Annotated in this window: 17 protein-coding genes; 9 read left to right on the top strand and 8 right to left on the bottom strand. The window is 59.0% G+C overall.

The annotated features are described in order from the left end of the window. Nucleotides 1-26 precede the first annotated feature (26 nt). The 6 genes from RA27_RS07710 to RA27_RS07735 are packed head-to-tail and all read left to right on the top strand — an operon-like array spanning nt 27 to nt 6,651. Nucleotides 27-1,808 (top strand): acyl-CoA dehydrogenase C-terminal domain-containing protein, encoded by a 1,782-nt coding sequence (locus RA27_RS07710; RefSeq protein WP_039536429.1) that lies wholly within the window; start codon nt 27-29, stop codon nt 1,806-1,808. Nucleotides 1,809-1,861: 53 nt separating this feature from the next. Next, on the top strand, nt 1,862-2,074 hold the full coding sequence (locus tag RA27_RS07715; protein WP_010438892.1) for a hypothetical protein: 213 nt from the start codon (nt 1,862-1,864) through the stop codon (nt 2,072-2,074). A 32-nt stretch (nt 2,075-2,106) separates the two neighbouring features. Beyond that, nucleotides 2,107-2,745, top strand: a complete 639-nt coding sequence (locus RA27_RS07720) for a glutathione S-transferase (RefSeq protein WP_039536431.1) — start codon at nt 2,107-2,109, stop codon at nt 2,743-2,745. 12 nt (nt 2,746-2,757) lie between these two features. Continuing rightward, entirely contained in the window at nt 2,758-3,969 is a 1,212-nt protein-coding gene (locus RA27_RS07725; protein WP_039536432.1) for an acetyl-CoA C-acetyltransferase, read from the top strand. Then, the gene (locus RA27_RS07730) at nt 3,969-4,457 is read left to right on the top strand and encodes a cupin domain-containing protein (RefSeq protein WP_039536434.1); all 489 of its coding nucleotides are present in this window, start codon (nt 3,969-3,971) and stop codon (nt 4,455-4,457) included. Before RA27_RS07725 ends, RA27_RS07730 begins: the two co-directional genes overlap by 1 nt. Then, nucleotides 4,450-6,651 (top strand): 3-hydroxyacyl-CoA dehydrogenase NAD-binding domain-containing protein, encoded by a 2,202-nt coding sequence (locus RA27_RS07735; RefSeq protein WP_039536436.1) that lies wholly within the window; start codon nt 4,450-4,452, stop codon nt 6,649-6,651. Before RA27_RS07730 ends, RA27_RS07735 begins: the two co-directional genes overlap by 8 nt. Nucleotides 6,652-6,704: 53 nt before the next feature. Here the strand turns inward: RA27_RS07735 and RA27_RS07740 are convergent, their stop codons facing one another. Beyond that, complete coding sequence (locus tag RA27_RS07740) at nt 6,705-7,481, bottom strand: Hint domain-containing protein (protein ID WP_241484019.1); 777 nt, start codon at nt 7,479-7,481, stop codon at nt 6,705-6,707. 213 nt (nt 7,482-7,694) lie between these two features. Further along, nucleotides 7,695-8,633, bottom strand: a complete 939-nt coding sequence (locus RA27_RS07745; RefSeq protein WP_039536440.1) for a DMT family transporter — start codon at nt 8,631-8,633, stop codon at nt 7,695-7,697. Nucleotides 8,634-8,781: 148 nt separating this feature from the next. On the opposite strand from RA27_RS07745, the gene RA27_RS07750 reads away from it, so the two are divergent. After that, nucleotides 8,782-9,795: a hypothetical protein gene (locus tag RA27_RS07750; protein ID WP_039536441.1), complete on the top strand. Its 1,014-nt coding sequence runs from the start codon at nt 8,782-8,784 to the stop codon at nt 9,793-9,795. A 5-nt stretch (nt 9,796-9,800) separates the two neighbouring features. Here the strand turns inward: RA27_RS07750 and upp are convergent, their stop codons facing one another. The 6 genes from upp to RA27_RS07780 all read right to left on the bottom strand — a co-directional run bounded on the left by upp (nt 9,801) and on the right by RA27_RS07780 (nt 15,534). Then, complete coding sequence (upp, locus tag RA27_RS07755; protein WP_039536443.1) at nt 9,801-10,433, bottom strand: uracil phosphoribosyltransferase; 633 nt, start codon at nt 10,431-10,433, stop codon at nt 9,801-9,803. Then, the gene (locus RA27_RS07760) at nt 10,430-11,416 is read right to left on the bottom strand and encodes an adenosine deaminase (protein ID WP_039536445.1); all 987 of its coding nucleotides are present in this window, start codon (nt 11,414-11,416) and stop codon (nt 10,430-10,432) included. The genes upp and RA27_RS07760 overlap by 4 nt, the downstream gene beginning before the upstream one ends. Continuing rightward, nucleotides 11,413-12,624, bottom strand: coding sequence for a phosphopentomutase (locus RA27_RS07765; protein WP_039536447.1), 1,212 nt, complete (start codon nt 12,622-12,624; stop codon nt 11,413-11,415). Before RA27_RS07765 ends, RA27_RS07760 begins: the two co-directional genes overlap by 4 nt. Further along, a complete protein-coding gene (locus RA27_RS07770; protein WP_039536449.1) occupies nt 12,621-13,928 on the bottom strand; it encodes a thymidine phosphorylase in 1,308 nt (435 codons plus the stop codon). The genes RA27_RS07765 and RA27_RS07770 overlap by 4 nt, the downstream gene beginning before the upstream one ends. Before the next feature lie 5 nt (nt 13,929-13,933). Then, complete coding sequence (locus RA27_RS07775; protein WP_039536450.1) at nt 13,934-14,326, bottom strand: cytidine deaminase; 393 nt, start codon at nt 14,324-14,326, stop codon at nt 13,934-13,936. Between the two features lie 98 nt (nt 14,327-14,424). Next, nucleotides 14,425-15,534: a cupin domain-containing protein gene (locus tag RA27_RS07780; protein ID WP_039536451.1), complete on the bottom strand. Its 1,110-nt coding sequence runs from the start codon at nt 15,532-15,534 to the stop codon at nt 14,425-14,427. A gap of 339 nt (nt 15,535-15,873) precedes the next feature. Between RA27_RS07780 and RA27_RS07785 the strand changes: the two genes are divergently transcribed. Continuing rightward, nucleotides 15,874-18,147 (top strand): NADP-dependent malic enzyme, encoded by a 2,274-nt coding sequence (locus RA27_RS07785; RefSeq protein ID WP_039536452.1) that lies wholly within the window; start codon nt 15,874-15,876, stop codon nt 18,145-18,147. Nucleotides 18,148-18,421: 274 nt separating this feature from the next. Next, nucleotides 18,422-20,311 carry a propionate-CoA ligase PrpE gene (gene prpE, locus RA27_RS07795; RefSeq protein WP_039536455.1) on the top strand — a complete coding sequence of 630 codons (1,890 nt, stop codon included), beginning with the start codon at nt 18,422-18,424 and terminating at the stop codon, nt 20,309-20,311. Nucleotides 20,312-20,491: the final 180 nt, after the last annotated feature.

The following is a 20,491-nucleotide window of genomic DNA, read 5'->3' on the forward strand; positions in this document are numbered from 1 at the left end:
GGACATATGAATTAAGGGAGCTTCACATGCCCGTCTACAACGCGCCAACCAGAGACACGCAGTTCATCCTGCACGACGTTTTGAAAGTCTCGCAGTCGGATATCCCCGGCTATGACGAACTGGAGGCCGAATTTACCGGCGCGGTTCTGGAAGAGGCTGGCAAGGTTGCCTCCAACGTATTGCATCCGCTGAACGTGGTGGGCGACACCGAAGGGTGCCGGTTGGAAAACGGCATTGTTTACACCCCTACCGGTTTCAAAGACGCCTTTGAGCAGATGAAAGAAGGTGGCTGGACTGGTCTCGACATGCCGGAAGAGTATGGCGGTCAGAACATGCCTTACGTGATGGGCACAGCGGTGGGCGAGATGTTCTCGGGCGCGAACCAGGCATTTGTGATGTATCAGGGCCTGACCCACGGCGCGGCCTCGGCCATTCTGGCGCATGGGTCGGATGAGCAGAAGAACAAGTATCTGCCCAACATGGTCAGCTGTGAATGGACCGGCACCATGAACCTGACCGAACCGCATTGCGGCACCGATCTGGGCCTGATGCGGACCAAGGCAGAACCGCAGGGCGACGGCAGCTACAAGATTTCTGGCCAGAAGATCTTTATCTCGGCTGGCGATCACGACATGGCCGACAACATCATCCACCTGGTGCTGGCCAAAATCCCCGGCGGTCCTGAGGGCATCAAGGGCGTGTCGCTGTTCATCGTCCCCAAGTTCATCGTCAACGAAGACGGCTCGCTTGGTGAACGCAACGGTGTCTCGGTCGGTAAGATCGAAGAAAAGATGGGCATCCACGGCAACTCGACCTGCGTCATGAACTATGACGAAGCCACTGGCTGGCTGCTGGGTGAAGAGCACAAAGGTATGCGTGCCATGTTCACCATGATGAACGAAGCGCGTCTGGGAGTAGGTATGCAAGGCCTGTCTCAGGCCGAGGCTGCGTACCAGAACGCCGTGGAATACGCCAAGGATCGTCTACAAGGTCGTGACGTAACAGGTGCAAAGAACCCGGACGGTCCCGCCGATCCGCTGATCGTTCACCCGGACATTCGCCGCAATCTGATGGACCAGAAAAGCTTCACCGAGGGCGCCCGCGCGTTCATCCTGTGGGGCGCGACCATGATCGACAAGGCGCACCGCTCGGGCGACAAGGACGCGGACGGGCTGATCTCGCTGCTGACACCGGTCATCAAGGGCTTCCTGACCGACGAAGGCTACGACATGACCGTACAGGCACAGCAGGTCTATGGCGGCCATGGCTACATCGAAGAATGGGGCATGTCGCAATACACCCGCGACGCCCGTATCGCGATGATCTACGAAGGCGCGAATGGCGTTCAAGCGCTGGATCTGGTGGGCCGTAAGCTGGCGCAAGACGGCGGTAAACACGTCATGGCCTTCTTCGAGATGGTCAAGAGCTTCTGCAAGGAGAACGGCGGCAAGGACGAAGCTTATGACAAAGCCTTCATCGAACCGCTGAAAGCCGCGTCCAAGGATCTGCAGGCCGCCGGCATGTACTTCATGCAGGAAGGCATGAAGAATCCAAACAACGCTCTGTCCGGGTCATACGACTTCATGCACATGTTCGGCCATGTCTGCCTGGGCCTGATGTGGGCGCAGATGGCAAAGGCCGCTCGGGACGCACTGGACGGCGGTGCCTCGGATAAAGAGTTCTACGAGACCAAGATCAATACCGGTCGCTTCTATATGGCCCGCCGCCTACCCGCGACAGCCATGCATCTGGCCCGCATCCAGACCGGAGCGGACACGGTAATGGCACTGGACGCGGCGAACTTCTGATCTCAGTGTGGGCTCGGGCGTAGTAACCCGAACCCACCCCTGGAGGAGACAAGATGCCAAAACGCTTTCGCCTTACCCGCCGATTTCCCGTCGCTATGACGGAAGATGGTTACCGCAAACTCCGCGGTTTCGCGCGAGAGGCGGGATTGGATGAAGGTGAGGCTTTGTCGTTCCTGTTTGAGAACTTCAACAGCGTGATCGATCACGAAAACCTGACGCACCGGCTGCGCATCTTCAACTCTGAGTTGGAAGCCAGAAAGCGCTAGATACGCAACACGCCTTTGGGAGGGGCGCCCACATGACCATAAAACTGCATTGCTTTGGAGAGAGCGGGAACAGCTACAAAGCCGCGCTGGCGCTTGAGATGTCTGGTCTGGACTGGGAGCCAGTCTTTGTTGATTTCTTCGGTGGAGCAACGCGTACCCCAGAATTTCGGGCCGAAGTGAACGAAATGGGCGAGGCCCCCGTCTTGGTGGACGGCGATTTTCGCACCAGTCAGTCCGGAGCTATCCAGGCTTATGTCACCGAGAACTCCGGTAAATTCGGCGGCAAGGATCGTGATGAGAATTACGAAATATTCAGATGGGTTCTGTGGGACAACCACAAGCTCAGCTCGATGGCCGGGCTGACCCGTTTCCTGATCAACTTCTTGCCCGAAAAGCACCGCAACCCGGATGTGATCGCGTTCAATCAGGGTCGCCTCAAGGCGGCTTATCAGACGCTGGACGCTCATCTCGAAGGCCGTGACTGGATCGTTGGCAACGGCGTGACCAATGCTGACATCAGCTGCTGCGGCTACCTCTATTACCCCGAACCATTCGGCTTTGATCGCGCCGACTGGCCCAACATTGACGCTTGGCTGACACGTCTCAGCGAACAGCCCGGCTGGAAACACCCCTACGACCTGATGCCCGGCAACCCGTCGGATCGAGCTTAAGGAGAAGACCCCATGACCGAAGCCTATATCTATGACGCCCTGCGTACTCCGCGCGGCAAGGGACGCAAGGATGGCAGCCTGCACGAGGTAACCTCGGTGCGCCTGTCCGCCCTGACCCTGAACGCGATGAAAGAGCGGAATAATCTGGAAGGCCACGCCGTTGAGGATGTGATCTGGGGCAACGTCACGCAGGTGATGGAGCAAGGCGGCTGTCTGGCGCGCTCGGCGGTTCTGGCCTCAGACCTGGACCAATCAATCCCCGGCCTCGCGATCAACCGGTTCTGTGCTTCAGGCATGGAAGCCGTGAACTTGGCCGCGAACCAAGTCAAAGGCGGCGCGGGCGAAGCGTATATCGCGGGCGGCGTTGAGATGATGGGCCGCGTGGCCATGGGCAGCGACGGTGCTGCGATTGCTGTAGACCCAACGCTGGCAATGGATACCTACTTCGTACCGCAGGGTATTTCGGCCGATATCATTGCGACCGAGTATGGGTTCAGCCGCGACGATGCGGATGCGCTGGCCGTTGAATCTCAGAAACGCGCCGCAGCGGCTTGGGAAGACAACCGATTTGAGAAGTCGGTGATCACCATCAAGGACCAGAACGGCCTGACAATTCTGGACCGCGACGAATACATGCGCCCCGGCACCGACATGCAGAGCCTCGGCGCGCTGAATCCGTCCTTTGCGATGATGGGCGAACAGATGCCGGGCTTCGACAAGGTCGCCATGATGAAATACCCGCATCTGGAGCGGATCAACCACATCCACCACGCAGGCAACAGCTCGGGCATCGTGGACGGTTCGGCCGCTGTGTTGATCGGCAACAAGGAATTCGGTGAGAAATACGGCCTCAAGCCGCGCGCCCGCATCAAGGCAACTGCCAAGATCGGCACCGACCCGACTATCATGCTGACCGGCCCGGTTCCGGTGACCGAGAAAATTCTGGCCGACAACGGCATGAAGATCGGCGATCTGGACCTGTTCGAAGTGAACGAAGCCTTCGCCTCGGTCGTTCTGCGCTTCCAACAGGCCTTCGATGTCGACCCGGCGTTGGTCAACGTCAATGGCGGCTCGATCGCGATGGGCCACCCGCTGGGTGCGACCGGTGCGATGATAATCGGCACGCTGCTGGATGAGCTGGAGCGTCAGGACAAGGAAACCGGTCTGGCCACGCTCTGCATCGCGTCCGGCATGGGGGCTGCGACAATTATCGAGCGCGTCTGATGCCCAAGATTGACCTTTCCCAAATCCCGTTTCGGAATGGTTCGGGTTATCCCGGCAAGCTGGCGAAAGCGGGCGACGACCGTTACGTCCAACCCTTGGGTGACGCGAACGGCCTGACGCAATTTGGCGTCAACATCGTGCGCCTCGAACCGGGCGGCCTCTCTTCACTGCGCCACTACCACATGGAGCAGGACGAGTTCGCCATCATGCTCAGTGGCACATGCACGCTGATCGACGACGATGGGGAACACGAGATGCTGCCGGGCGACTGCGCGGCCTGGCCCGCCGGTGAGGCCAATGGCCATCACCTTGTGAACAAGACCGATGCGCCCGCGACCTTTCTGGTGGTGGGCACACGGACCCCGACCGAGACCGGCTATTATAGCGACCTAGACATGATGGTGAAGTTTGACCCCGACGGTTTTGCCTTCACCCGCAAGGATGGCAGCCCGCTGACGGCTGACCAGATTGGAGATGACAATGACTGATTTCACCCTCAGCACAGACGCAGACGGCGTCGCCTTCATCACCTGGGACGCCCAGGGCAAATCCATGAACGTTCTGACCCGCGAGGCCTTTCAGGAGGTTAGCCAGCTGATCGATCAGGCGCTGGCGGATGATGAGATCAAGGGCGTCGTCATCACCAGCGGCAAGGAAGGCTCGTTCGCGGGCGGAATGGACCTCGGCACGCTTGCCACGATCCGTCAGGAAGCCGGGGACGAGCCCGCGCAGGCGCTATTCGACTTCGTCATGGGCGGTCACCACATCCTGCGTAAGCTGGAACTGGCGGGCATGGACCCCAAGTCCAAGAAGGGCGGCAAGCCCGTGGCCTGCGCCATCAACGGCACTTGCGCAGGGATTGGCACCGAGATCGCGTTGGCCTGCCATCACCGCGTGATGACCAGCAATCCCAAGGCCAAAATCGGCTTGCCCGAGATTCTGCTTGGCATCTTCCCCGGCGGGGGCGGCACCATGCGGTACAGCCGTATGGTCGGCGCGATGGCCGCAGCTCCGGTGCTGTTGGAAGGCAAGATGATGGACCCGAAGAAGGCCAAAGGCGCGCAGTTGATCGACGCGGTTGCGGATGATCCGGTTGCCGCAGCGAAGGAATGGGTTCTGAACGCCAAGGATGCCGATCTGGTCAAGCCGTGGGACGCGAAGGGCTATAAGATGCCCGGCGGCGCGCCTTATCACCCTGCTGGATTCATGACCTTCGTCGGTGCGAACGCGATGGTGAACGGCAAGACCCAAGGCGCCTTCCCGGCGGCCAAAGCCCTGCTAAGCTCGATCTACGAAGGGGCGCTGGTGGACTTCGACACCGCCCTTAAGATTGAGGCGCGCTGGTTCACCAACGTGCTGATGAACCCGTCGTCTTCCGCCATGATCCGGTCGCTGTTCCTGAACAAGGAAGCGTTGGAAAAAGGCGCGGTGCGGCCAAAGGATGTTCCCGATCAGCGGGTCAAGAAGATCGGCGTTCTGGGCGCTGGTATGATGGGTGCTGGTATCGCTCTGGTCTCGGCCCAGGCCGGGATGGAGGTTGTTCTGGTCGACCGTGATCAGGCCGCCGCCGACAAGGGCAAAGCCTATAGCGAAAGCTACATGGACAAAGGCATCAAGCGTGGCAAAGCCACGGCTGAGAAAAAAGAAGCCCTGCTGGCGCGCATCACCGCGACCCCTGATCTGGAGCATCTGAAAGGCTGTGACCTGATCATTGAGGCCGTCTTCGAAGACCCGGGCGTCAAGGCCGAGATGACCCAAAAGGTCGAGGCGATCATTCCCGAGGATTGCATCTTTGCGTCAAATACCTCGACCCTACCGATCACCGATCTGGCCAAGGCGAGCGTGCGGCCCGAGCAATTCATCGGCATCCATTTCTTCTCACCGGTTGAGAAGATGTTCCTGGTCGAGATCATCAAAGGCAAGGAGACCGGGGATCGCGCGGTGGCTAAGGCGCTGGACTATGTGCGCCAGATCCGCAAAACGCCGATCGTGGTCAACGATGCACGCTTCTTCTATGCGAACCGCTGCATCATTCCGTACATCAACGAAGGCGTGCGTATGATCGCCGAGGGCGTGAACCCTGTGCTGATCGATAACGCGGCGCGTCAGCTGGGCTTTCCGGTTGGACCGATCCAGTTGACCGACGAAACCTCGATTGATCTGGGCGCGAAAATTGCCCGCGCAACGAAGGCGGCGATGGGCGATGCCTATCCGGAAAGCCCCTCGGACGATCTCATCTTCTGGATGGAAGAACAGGGCCGTCTGGGCCGCAAGGCCAATGCGGGTTTCTTCGACTATGACGAGAAGGGTAAGCGCGTCGAATACTGGAAAGGTCTGAAGGACAAGTATCCGTTGGCTGCGGAGCAACCTGACCTGATCGAAGTGCAGGAACGCCTGATGTTCGCACAGGTTCTGGAAGCCGTCCGCGCGTTGGAAGAAGGCGTTCTTGAAGACATCCGCGAAGGCGACGTTGGCGCGATCCTGGGTTGGGGCTTTGCACCCTGGTCCGGAGGCCCACTGAGCTGGCTGGACATCATCGGTACGCCTTACGCTGCCGAGCGTTGTGATCAGCTGGCCGAGGCTTATGGCGAGCGCTTCACCTGTCCACCGCTGCTGTGTGAAATGGCCGAAAAAGGGCAGAGCTTCTATGGTCGCTTCAACCCTGAAGCGCAGGCAGCTTAACAAGATGACGCGGGTGCATGACATCATGCGCCCGCATCTTTCTCATAAATGTTTCATTGCAGCTGCCATTCGGACCGCAGAAACAGCACGGGCATATCGGGCCGCCCCGGACGCCCCGGTCGGCGTATCCCCAACGGAGGACGGATCGGGAAAATCGGCTCTGTGGGGATGGGTGCGGGCAGCGCCGCCAACGGGTTAGCCAACGCCGAGATATCGCCCTTGCTTACAACGGCCTCGATCAGGAGGTCGGCGTGCTCGGCATCGGCCACCTCGTAGGGCTCGGTATTTTGGCCAGATGCGGAAACCATGCGGCCGGACGGGCAATAGACCTGAAACCCACCTTCAATAAAAACCAACTCATCCTGATCGAAAAACAATGAAGTCACGTCGAATGTTTGCGCTGGTGTATCGGATTTCAGACGCCCTACCCCGCTCAGCATCCGGGCCGGGATGATCGAAATCCCCTCAATCCCGACGCCAAGTTTGCCCTGATCCAACGCCATTCCCTGTTCCGGCATCAGCCAGACAGGTCTTCCGTTAAACGCAGCACGGGATGGAACAAGAACCGGCAGATGCTCTGGTCGACGCTCATCTCCCGAAACGATGATCTGATCGGCGCGGACGCGCCTCAGTTCTTGGAACCCGTGATCCAGTGTCCGAACCAGATCGCCGGCGACCAGTCTTTCCACCAGCTTCCAGCCACTGGTTGTGGCCACCTTGGTTCCGTGCAGCAATCCCCCACGGCGCGCTGACGCCGCCTTTTCTGCAAAGGCCTGAACGCCTTTGACTTCACGTTTCGAATACCCCGAAACACTCACTAACTCTAACACGTGCCTTCCCCCTGTTGGCACCTTCAAATAACTCAGAAGGTTATAATTATTGTGCCCCAGGGTGACTTAGTTTTGCCACATTTAGGTCTAAATTGAGTCTTCTTCGCCTCAATTTCGCAGTTTTTAGTAAACAAATAAGCGCTTCAAAATAGCTTTAGACACCCAATGGAAACGACATCGGGGCCAATAACCGGTGACGAATCTGGGCTGCCCTCACTCGGCCGCTTGCGGCGTCGAGGATATCTGCCTTTCCCGCCAACCCAGCAACACCCCGGCAGCGGCGATCATGCCAATGCCGACAATCTGCATTAAGCCAACTGACTGTCCCAACGCCACCCAGGCAAACAATGGACCGAAGATCATGACCGAGTATTCGAAGACCGCGACATAAGATGGCTCTCCAAGCTGATAGGCTTTGATCAGCATAAATACGGCAATTGTTGAGCCCACCGCTTGAATCACAACCCAGGGCAACGCCTCCTGCATCGGCCAGACCCAGCCGCGCATAGCAAACCCATCCGCCCCCGCAGGCACCCCAATCGGGTAAAGCGCCAGCCAGATCAAACCGATCCCGCCCGCAAGCGCAAGGGTCACGACCATCGCTGCCAGCAGCGCAACAGTGCTTTCGTTCGCACAGTGGGTCCGTGTCACAACCGCGCTGAGCGCATAGAAGAATCCACCCGCCACGGGCAGCAGCGTCCTGAAGTCAAACGCCGTCGGATCGGGCTGCAGAACGCACAGAATTCCTGAGAACCCCAACAAAACAGCCCCAATTCGCCAAGGACCTATATGCTGTTTTAGTAACAGTGCCGAAACCAGCAGCACAAAGATCGGGGATGTAAACAATCCCGCCAATGCCTGCGCAATGGGCATCAACGCCAGCGCGCTGAAATAAAAAAGCATCGCCAGAGTGATAAGAACGCTTCGTACAGCAACGACGCCATATCGACGTGGCCATAGCGTTCCCAAACCCAACATTGAGAGCACGGCTATCAGCGGCAGCATCAGCAAAGCGCGGCTCAGGTGAAACTGCCAGAGCCCGATACTTTCGGCCACACGGATCACAAAGTTGTCGATCACCCCGATAATCGACATCGCCGCGACCATCAGCAACGACGCCAGTACCGAATGGGTTGGTTGTTGTGATTGCATCCTTGCCTCTGTCCCAGAACCGCAAGTTTCGGCTTGAACTCTGTCCGGCACAGTCAGCACAATTCGCCAACCATGCGCAACAGGTTTGCGCCTCTGGTTTTTGCCATGCTAAGCTTGGTGCAAAATAATACTCGAGCAGCATTACCCGATGACCGCACTCAAACAGTACCAGCGGATCGAAGCCACCGGTCTGTGGCGCCCCTCGCCCGACGAACAACGGCGCGAGGTCGTGGTCTCGATTGGTGAAGCGACTCTGACGATCTCGGATTTCAATGACAGCGCCCTTACCCACTGGTCGCTGGCCGCGCTAGAGAGGCAGAACCCGGGGGCCTACCCCGCTGTCTTCAATCCGGATGGCGATCCGGGTGAAACGCTCGAACTTGCGCAATCCGAATCCACTATGATCGATGCAATTGACCGGCTTCAACGCGCCATCGACCGCGCCAGACCGCATCCAGGGCGGCTGCGCTGGCTCAGCGTTGCCGGCGTGGTCCTTGCAGTGGTCGGCGTGCTGTTGCTTTGGCTGCCCAGCGCGTTGCAGCGGCACGTCGTTGCCGTGGTACCCGAGATCAAGAGGCAGGAAATCGGCGATACGATCCTGCATCGGATCGAGAGAGTATCCGGCAAGGCCTGTTCTTCGCCGGATGCGCAGGAGTCGCTGAATCGGTTGGCAAAGCGAACCGGTGTCCGGCAAATCGTGATCTTACCCGCCGGATTGCCCGACAGCCTGAGCCTGCCGGGTGGAACCGTCTTACTAAACCGGGCACTGGTCGAGGATCACGAAGACCCCGCCGTTGCTGCGGGTTACGTGATCGCCGCGCGGGCACGCGCAATGTATCAGGACCCGCTGGACGACCTTTTGGATCGCACAGGCCCAACCGCCGCATTCCGGCTGTTGACCACCGGAGAATTGACGTCCGAAATCGTAGACACCTATACCGAAGAGGTTCTCGCAGAACCTCAACCCGAGATCAGCGACAATGATCTGTTGGCCGTTTTTGCCCGTGCCGCCCTGCCCTCGACGCCCTACGCCTATGCGCGCGACATCACGGGCGAGACGGTACTGGGCCTGATTGAGGCCGACCCGATGGCGGGCCGCACTGTTGAGCAGGTGTTGCCGGACCGGGATTGGGTCCGGCTGCAGAATATTTGCGGTCAGTAGACCATCTATTTGGTTCCGAACATCCGGTCCCCGGCATCACCCAGCCCCGGCATGATGTAGCCCTTGGAATTCAGCTCACGATCCAGAGCCGCAGTGACAATGTGCACGTCCGGGTGAGCCTCTTTCATACGCGCAACGCCCTCGGGTGAGGCCAGCAGACAGAGGAAGCGGATATCCGTGGCACCGGCCTGCTTCAGAAGATCGATGGCCGCCGCCGAACTGTTCCCGGTAGCCAGCATTGGATCAACCGCGATGACCAGACGATCTTTCAGACCTTCGGGCGCCTTGAAGTAATACTGAACGGGCTCAAGCGTTTGTTCGTCACGATACAGACCGACAAACCCCACACGGGCCGAGGGGATCAGTTCCAGAACGCCATCCAGCATCCCGTTTCCGGCCCGCAGGATCGAGACCAGAGCCAACTTCTTGCCAGCAAGTATCGGCGCGTCCATCTCTTCCATCGGTGTCTCGATGTGCCGCGTGGTCAGTGGCATTTCGCGGGTGACCTCATAGGCCAGCAGCAGCGTGATCTCGCGCAGCAACTGCCGGAACGCGGCGGTCGAGGTGCCCTTGTCCCGCATGAGCGTCAGTTTGTGTTGCACCAGCGGGTGATCGACGACGGTCAGGTGATCGCTCATGATGTCTCCAGTCTTTTCTTGACCCGCGCGCGGGTCTCTTCATCGCAAAAGGCCGCGTTCAGGGCCGTTTCATTCAACGCAGCAAACTCCTCGGCCTGCCAGCCGAACGCTGCGCTCAGCATCTCATATTCGCGTCGCATCGTAGTATGGAAAAACGGTGGATCGTCGGTGGAAACCGTGACCTTCACGCCCGCATCGCGCAATCGCGCAATCGGATGAGCCGCAAAATCCGGAAACAGGCCGAGCACGACATTTGAACCCGGACAGACCTCAAGCGTGATGCCCCGGTCGACCAACTCGCGCACAAGGTCCGGATCTTCGATGGCGCGGACACCATGGCCCACGCGCTCGACCTCAAGATCACGGACGGCATCCCGCACACTTTCGGGGCCACCGAACTCACCCGCATGGGTGGTCAGCCGCAATCCGGCCTCGCGTGCGCAGTCGAAAGCCCATTTGAAATCGCCCTGGGTTCCGACGGCTTCGTTGCCGCCCATGCCAAAGCCGGTGATCCAGCTACCGGCGGTTTCAGCCGCACAATGAGCGCTGCGCTTTGCCTGTTCGGGCCCGAAATGGCGTACGCAGGTAATGACGCCACGAAGGGTGATACCAAACTTGCGCTCGGCCTCATCTGCGGCCTCCTGAATCGCGGTCAGATAGTCCTTCCACGCCTGCAAATCGCCACCGCCGCAGAAATCAGGGCTAAGGAAGGTTTCAGAATATACCACACCGTTTGCGGCACTCTCCTCGAGAATGGCCAGGGTCAGGCGGCGGAAGTCTTCCGGTGTCTTCAATACCTCACACGCAGCCTCATACACACTGAGGAAATGCGCGAAGTCACGGAAATCGTAGGACCCATCGGGCTTGAAGATCCCGCTCAAATCCACCCGCTTCTCATGGGCCAGTTGCCGGATGAAGGCAGGGGGCGCAGCGCCTTCATGATGCAGGTGCAGTTCGATCTTGGGTAGGTCGGCGACGGTCATATGAAGGTCCTTCCCGGCCCCTGTGCCGGAATATTCAGATGATGCGCGATACTGGCCGCGACATCGGCAAAATTGACCTGACCAATTTCGCCCGAACCTTGACCTGCGATCAGCACAGGCACTTGTTCACGTGTGTGATCGGTCCCGCTCCAACTGGGGTCGTTACCGTGGTCTGCGGTCAGCAGCATCAGATCACCCGGACGCAGCTTTTGCAGGATCATTCCGATCTCGCGATCGAACCATTCCAGCGCGCTTGCATAACCGCTGATATCGCGGCGGTGACCATAGAGACTATCGAACTCGACGAAATTGGCAAAGGTCAGACTACCGTCTTCGGCCTCGTCAACCAGATCGGACAGGTGGCACATCAAATCCGCATCGGAGCCTTTTCGCAGCGTGTCGATTCCCTGCATCGAGAAAATGTCGCCAATTTTTCCAACCGCATGAACATGGCGACCGGCGTCCTGTGCCCAATTGGTCAGCACCGGTGCCGGTGGAAGGATGGCAAAATCTTTTCGGTTATTGGTGCGTGTAAATCCGAGTTCCGGCGTACCGACAAAAGGCCGGGCGATGACCCGGCCCACTTTCATCTCGTGCAATCGTGGCGCAAGGGCGCGGCACATATCCAGCAACCGATCAAGCCCAAAGCTTTCTTCGTGCGCCGCAATCTGGAAAACGCTGTCGGCTGATGTGTAGCAGATCGGCCAGCCGCTCCGCATGTGCTCGGCACCCAGATCAGCGATAATTGTCGTGCCAGACGCGTGGCAGTTGCCCAAGATATCCTCGGTCCCAGCTGCCTGTGCGGCGGCTGAACTAAGCTCGGCAGAAAAAGCGGGCGTCGTATCCGGGAAGTAATGCCAATCCCACGGCACGGGCAAACCGGCCAGTTCCCAATGCCCGGAGGGCGTATCCTTACCCGGCGAATACTCCCGCGCGCAACCCCATAAGCCGGTCGGCTCGGCGTCGAGCCCAGGTGTTGGGGCACCCGAAGCCAATCGCGTCGCCGCACCCAACCCCAGGGCATCCAGATTGGGCAGATGCAACGGACCCGAACGCCCCGCTTCCGCGCGCCCTTCGGCACAGGCCTGTGCGATATGGGCCACCGTATTCGCGCCCGTGTCGGGTGTGGTTCCGTTGAAGAACTGACCAGCATCCTGCGCCCCGCCGATACCAACCGAATCCATAACGACAAGGAAAGCACGGCTCATGCGCAGATCCTTTCATGGACTTGAGGCGGTTGTCCGACCGGTTTGTCGCTTAAGGTAATGGCGCCCAGAACCGCCGCCGCAGCCCGCTGCGCGGCATCTTCTCGTCCCGCATGTACCACCGCCAGCGGCGCGCCTTTTGAGACCTTGTCGCCGAGTCTCAGGATGTCCGACAAGCCTACTGCCGGATCGATCTCGTCGCTTTCAACCTGTCGCCCGCCACCCAGCGCAACAACCGCCAAGCCCAGCGCCTCGCCATCAATGGCCGAAATATATCCATCGTCGGGCGCGTGCACTTCCTGAATCACATTGGCCTCGGGCAGGAACCGGTCCCATGTGTCGACAAAGTGCACCGGGCCACCCACGGCAGCCATCATGCGCCCAAATCGCTCGGCAGCGCGGCCATTGCGGATCACTTCGGCAATTCTGTCCCGCCCTTCATCGGCTGTTGTGCACATTCCGGCATCTGCCATCAGAACACCGCCCAATTCGGCCGAGATGTCGGCCAGCGGTGAATCGTGCCCGCTGGTCAGCATTTTCATCACCTCGGCCACTTCCAGCGCATTGCCCAATGCCGAGGCCAAAGGCTGATTCATATCAGTGATCACAGCGGATGTTTTGCACCCTGCGGTATTCGCGGTCTCGGTCAATGCCTGCGCCAGCCTGCGCGCATCGTCGAGCGATTTCATGAAGGCCCCACTGCCCACCTTAACATCCAGAACCAGTGCATCCGGGCTGGCTGCCAGCTTCTTCGACAGGATCGATGCAGTGATCAGATCAAGGCTTTCGACTGTCGCGGTGACATCGCGAACCGCGTAAAGCCGCTTGTCAGCCGGTGCGATCTGACCCGTTGCACCAACAATGGCCGCCCCGGTTTCTTTCAGCACCTGATCCAGCCGTGCTTGCCCGATCTGGGTCGTCACCCCCGGTATCGCCTCAAGTTTGTCCAGTGTGCCTCCGGTATGACCCAAACCACGGCCCGAGATCATCGGCACGTAAGCCCCGCACTCCGCCAGCGCAGGTGCCAGTACAAGACTGACACAATCGCCTACCCCGCCGGTCGAGTGCTTATCGATCACCGGGCCGTCCAGATCCCACGTCAACACCTCGCCGCTGTCACGCATTGCCACCGTCAGGTCAGCCCGCCCCTGCGCGCCCAAGCCGCCCATGCAGACGGCCATCGCAAAGGCGCCGGCCTGTGCGTCACTGACGCCACCATCGGCCAGACCTTGTGCGAACCATTTCAGCTCAGCGCCGGTCGGCACCTGGTGACGGCGGAGTTTGGCGATGATCGAGCGTGCATCCATGATGGTCAGACATCCTCCATATGCGAGGCGTCGAATGCCCCGGGCAAAAGGTCGCTAATTGTGGTTTTGGTCTCCACACCATCGACCGTTGCCATCGTAACGACCACATCCCCGTTGCCGAACTCGGCCAGTTTCTGGCGGCAACCACCACAGGGTGGCACCGGATGCGGGCTGCTGGCGACCACGTAAACCTCGATCAATTCCTTTTCTCCGGCAGCGACCATGGCCGCGATCGCTCCGGCTTCGGCACAGGTACCTTCCGGATACGCCACGTTCTCAACATTGCAGCCGCGATAGACCATGCCCGAACCCGACCGGATCGCCGCCCCGACCTTGAAATTAGAATAAGGCGCGTGGGCGTTTTCCCGTACGGCCAAAGCTGCATCTTTCAAAGACATGGCGATTCCCGATTTTTGATCATCTGGTCAGAATGCCATACCCTAATGGAAAGCGCCGGGGGATTTGAAGCCCCACGGCGCGTTTATCCACAGTCTTGTCAGTCCTGACCGAGCGTAGTGTTGAAGGTTCCCGGCAGAGTGACCTCCAGCAGTTCCACATCGTGCGACGGATCGGACAACCGGGTTCGCATTGCGGGCGGAATGACGAAGGCATCCCCCTGTTCCAGCCGGTAGGGATCGCGGCCCTCGCCCTCAAGCGTCACCTCCCCGTTCATGACAAAGGTAAAGTGAATATCGGTGTCGTGGCTGGCCCATTGAGGATTGCCCTCTCCCCGGCGCACGACCTGAACGCCCGCCACGCCTTTGGTGTTCTGGGCAATCGTCGTGTCGCGGCAAACGTAACCGGGCAGTCGGAACGGCACCCATTCGGCATCTTTGGCCTGATTGTAAACGAACCGCTGTCCCTGCCACTCCCGGTCCGGGCGGTAGTGCGGAGTTGGCAGGTCCATCAGATGATCGATCTCAGTTACATGCTCAGCCGGGACACCAATCTCGATCACCTGTACATTGTCCGAAGCTTCGAGCACGCGGTGGCGGATTTCGGGTGGCTGGATAAAGCAATCGCCCGCTGTCAGACGCATCTTTTCGCCCTGATCTTCGTAAACCACGTCAACCCAGCCATGGATACAGAAGATCAACTGAAACCCGACCTTGTGAAAATGCACCATATCCGGCACCGGCCCCCCATCGGGGATTCGGATATGACTGGCGATGATCGACCCACCCAATCGGTCCGGCACAAGATCGCGATAGTGCATTCCGGCGCGCCCGATGATCCATGGCGCCTGATCTTTGAGGCGGCGGACAACAAAAGAATGAACCGTGTCCGGCATGACCAGTGGCGGGTTCAAATCTTCAATCTCGATCCGGGTTCCGTTCGGCGCCGTAAGGGCACGCTGACCATCCGCAAAAGCATCGGGGTCTGACGTCAAAATACGCAGCGTTCCCGCCGCTTCGGGTGCATCCTTCTCGATCCGCAATCGCAGGCCGTGGCCTGAGAACACGGCGACCCGAGGATCATCGGCCGGGTAGATCATGTCCATCCGCATTCCCAGCACTTTGGTGTAAAAGGGAATATCGTTGCGTAGCTCTTGCGTCGGCAATCGGATTTCGGCTTGCGTTTTTGGGTCGCTCGGGTTGCTGGTCATTTCGTATCTCTTCGGACGTGGATTTTGGCCATCCGATCAGAACGGGCGCAAAAGCGCCAACCCAAAAGCGCATCGCGCGAAAGAAAAAGCACTTTGATGTCGGCATCCCGACAGGCGCCTTGCTAAGTGATTGCACGCGGACCTCGTGCTTGACCGGCCCCCGGGGCCCGTTCGCTTTCCGGTTTTGCGCCGTATATCGAACACCGGGCAAAGAACCCGACACACCTCGTGCCGCGTCTTGAAAAGAAGCAGAACTCGGCTGAAATCTGACCCGAAGTAGCCAACCCACAACAAATAGTTTAACCATCAAACAAATTCTGGAACGGAGTTGAATTGCCGATGTCTGATACACCGACCTTGCGACAGGCTGCACTTGACTATCACGCCTACCCAAAGCCCGGGAAGCTTGAGATCAAGGCCACGAAACCGATGGCAAATGGCCGAGACCTTGCGCGGGCCTATTCGCCGGGCGTTGCCGAAGCCAGCCTTGAGATCAAGGACAACCCTGCCAACGCCGAGACATACACCGCGCGCGGCAATCTCGTTGGGGTCGTCTCGAACGGCACGGCGGTTCTGGGGCTGGGCAATATCGGTGCGCTGGCATCCAAACCGGTGATGGAAGGCAAGGCTGTCCTGTTCAAAAAATTCGCGGGCATCGACTGTTTTGACATCGAGGTGAACCAGCCTGATCCCGAGAAGCTGGCTGATATCGTCTGCGCGCTTGAGCCAACCTTTGGCGCAATCAACCTTGAAGACATCAAGGCACCGGATTGTTTTATCGTCGAAAAACTGTGCCGGGAGCGGATGAACATACCCGTATTCCATGACGATCAGCATGGCACCGCCATCGTCGTTGGCGCGGCGGCCAAGAATGCTTTGCATGTGGCGGGCAAGAAATTCGAGGATATCAAAGTTGTTTCGACCGGCGGTGGTGCCGCGGGAATCGCATGTCTCAGCATGTTGATGAAGCTCGGCGTGAAGCGTGAGAATATCTGGCTGTGCGACATTCACGGGCTGGTCTATGAAGGCCGCGCCGAGGATATGAATCCGCACAAAGACCAATTTGCACAGAAAACCGACCTGCGTACGCTGGACGATGTGATCGGGGATGCCGATCTGTTTCTGGGGCTCAGCGGGCCGAATGTGCTCAAGCCTGAAATGGTCGAGAAGATGGCCAAGACCCCGATCATATTTGCCCTGGCCAACCCGACCCCCGAAATCCTGCCGCAAGCGGCGCGCGAGGTTGCGCCTGATGCGATCATCGCAACGGGCCGCAGCGATTTCCCGAACCAGGTGAACAACGTATTGTGCTTCCCGTTTATCTTCCGGGGCGCTCTGGATGTCGGCGCGACCGAGATCAACGACGAAATGCAGATCGCCTGCGTCGACGGTATCGCCGATATGGCCCGCGCGACGACCAGCGCCGAGGCCGCAGCTGCGTACAAGGGCGAACAACTGACTTTTGGACCCGACTATCTGATCCCCAAACCCTTCGATCCGCGCCTTGTGGGGGTTGTTTCGTCATCGGTCGCACAGGCAGCTATGAAAAGTGGGGTCGCAAAACGTCCCATCGACGATCTCGAAGCCTATAAGGAACGCCTGAACCAGACCGTATTCAAATCCGCTCTGCTGATGCGGCCCGTGTTCGAAGCCGCCGCCGTCGCATCGCGCAGGATCGTCTTCGCAGAAGGCGAGGACGAGCGTGTATTGCGGGCGGCGCAGGCCATACTGGAGGAAACCACGGAGACTCCGATCCTGATCGGGCGACCGGATGTGATCAACGCACGGTGCGAAAGACTTGGTCTGACGGTCCGACCGGGACAGGATTTCCAGATTGTGAACCCGCAGGACGATCCGCGCTACTACGACTACTGGAACTCGTATCACCAGATCATGCAGCGGCGGGGGGTCACTCCGGATCTGGCCAAGGCGATTATGCGCACCAACAACACCGCTATCGCGGCAATCATGGTGCATCGCGGCGAAGCCGACAGCATGATCTGCGGCACGTTCGGTGAATACCGCTGGCATCTTAACTATGTCGAACAAGTGTTGGATGATGGTGATCTGCGACCCCATGGCGCGCTTTCGCTGATGATCCTGGAGGATGGTCCTCTGTTCATCGCCGACACGCATGTCCGGCAATTGCCAACCCCGGAAGAGCTGGCGGAATCCACCATCGGCGCCGCCCGCCATGTGCGGCGGTTCGGGTTGGAACCCAAGATCGCATTCTGTTCGCAATCGCAGTTCGGCAATCAGGCCGAGGGGTCGGGCAAGCGCCTGCGGGCTGCGCTTGAGATCCTCGATTCCGAGCCGCGCGATTTCAGCTACGAAGGTGAGATGAACCTGGACTTGGCTCTGGACCCCGAACTGCGGGCACGAATTTTCCCGAATTCACGTATGGAAGGAACCGCGAACGTCCTGATCTTCGCCCATGCGGATGCGGCAAGCGGTGTGCGCAACATCCTCAAGATGAAAGCGGACGGGCTTGAGGTCGGTCCGATTCTAATGGGGATGGGAAACAAGGCTCATATTGTAACGCCATCCATCACCGCCCGGGGGCTACTGAACATGGCAGCCATCGCCGGCACCCCTGTGGCGCATTACGGTTAATCCAGCGGTTACGCATAGGCGGGTGCCTGATCAGGTGCCCGCCTTGATTCTGTTAGCGACAACGCTTTTGCAGGGGTGGATTTGCAGATTTGCAAAAATCTCAGATTTCCCACCCATAACAACAAAAATCCAATAAATTTGCAACAATTTGCAGGCCAATCCGAAAGGTTCTGCAAAGATTTTGCGATAAACTGACGCGCCGTAATCCGCTTTGCTTGCCCGGAGCATCTGCGATGCCTAACACATAGCCCAAGGATTTTGGGAGGAGGCCATCATGGCATATCAGGACGTCTACGAGAGCTGGAAGAACGACCCCGAAGCATTCTGGATGGATGCTGCCAAGGGGATTGATTGGGTTCAGGAACCCAGCAAAGCTCTGTTTGACGACAATGCGCCTCTTTACGAATGGTTCTGCGACGCCAAAGTGAACACCTGCTGGAACGCCGTTGACCGGCATGTGGAAAACGGTCGTGGTGAGCAGACCGCGATCATCTATGACAGCCCCATTACGCACACGAAACGCGAAATCTCTTACGTTGAGTTGCGGAACCGCGTCGCCAATCTGGCTGGCGCGCTAAGAGCAAAGGGCATCGGGAAAGGCGACCGCGTCATCATCTACATGCCGATGATCCCCGAAGCACTGGAGGCGATGCTGGCCTGCGCCCGGCTGGGGGCGGTACATTCAGTGGTATTCGGTGGCTTTGCTAGCAACGAGCTGGCGGTGCGTATCGACGATGCGAAACCCAAGGCGATCATCGCCGCCTCGTGCGGGATGGAGCCGGGCCGCGTCGTGCATTACAAACCTCTGTTGGATGGTGCCATCGATCTGGCCACCCACAAGCCCGAGTTTTGCGTTATCTTCCAGCGCGAACAGGAAGTTGCGCAACTGGTCGAGGGTCGGGACGTCAACTGGCACGGCTTCCAATACGGGACGGAACCTGCGGAATGTGTGCCGGTCAGCGGCAATGATCCGGCTTATATTCTTTATACGTCCGGTACGACCGGTGCGCCGAAAGGTGTGGTGCGCCCGACCGCGGGCCATCTGGTTGCGCTGAACTGGTCAATGAAGAATATCTACAATGTCGATCCGGGCGATGTGTTCTGGGCAGCTTCGGATGTCGGTTGGGTCGTGGGCCATTCCTATATCTGTTACGCCCCCTTGATTCACGGCAACACCACCATCGTTTTCGAGGGCAAGCCGGTTGGCACTCCTGACGCCGGGACCTTCTGGCGGGTGATTTCCGAACATAAGGTCAAGAGCTTCTTCACCGCCCCAACGGCCATTCGCGCCGTCAAACGCGAAGACCCGCAGGCGGAGTTGATGTCGAAATACGATCTGTCCTGCCTGAAGGCTCTGTACCTCGCGGGAGAGCGGGCAGACCCTGACACGATTATCTGGGCACAGGATGCGCTGAATGTCCCGGTCATCGATCATTGGTGGCAAACCGAAACCGGTTGGGCCATCGCAGGCAACCCGCTTGGGATCGAGGAACTTCCGGTCAAACTGGGTTCGCCAGCAAAGCCCATGCCGGGCTATGACGTTCAGATTCTGGATGAAGGTGGTCATCAGATGAAACCCGGCGAACTCGGCGCGATTGCAGTCAAGCTTCCGCTGCCACCAGGCACTCTGCCGACCCTGTGGAATGCCGAAGCCCGGTTCAGGAAATCGTATCTGGAGCATTTCCCCGGCTACTACGAGACCGGAGATGCGGGCATGATCGACGAAGATGGGTATCTCTACATCATGGCCCGTACCGATGACGTGATCAACGTCGCGGGCCACCGCCTGTCGACCGGCGGTATGGAGGAGGTGCTGGCCGCTCACCCCGACGTGGCGGAATGTGCGGTGATCGGAGTATCGGATCAGCTCAAAGGTCAGATTCCGGTAGGGTTCCTGTGCCTCAATGCCGGTTCGGATTGCAGCCACGAGGATGTGGTCGCCGATGTGGTCAGGATGGTCCGCGACAAGATCGGCCCTGTCGCTGCGTTCAAGAAGGCGGTCGTTGTGGATCGTCTGCCGAAAACACGCTCGGGCAAGATCCTGCGTGGAACGATGGTGTCGATTGCGGATGGCAAGGAATACAAGATGCCCGCCACAATCGATGATCCTGTCATTCTGGACGAGATCACCTCGGCCCTGCAGAGCATCGGATACGCGCAGTAGTCTCACGGTATAATCCAGAGGTGCGCCTTACGGCGCGCTCGATTTGCGCTGACGCGCCTGTGCGAGGCCCTGCCTCGCGCTCCGGGATATTTTGAGCCAGATGAAGGGCGGACCCATTTTGAGATGCCGGGACTTGTCATTGGTCGCGCCTCGCCTCAGGTTGAGGCGAGGAGGAACAGC

Origin of the sequence: Ruegeria sp. ANG-R (assembly GCF_000813985.1) — a bacterium.
Lineage (GTDB): Bacteria > Pseudomonadota > Alphaproteobacteria > Rhodobacterales > Rhodobacteraceae > Ruegeria.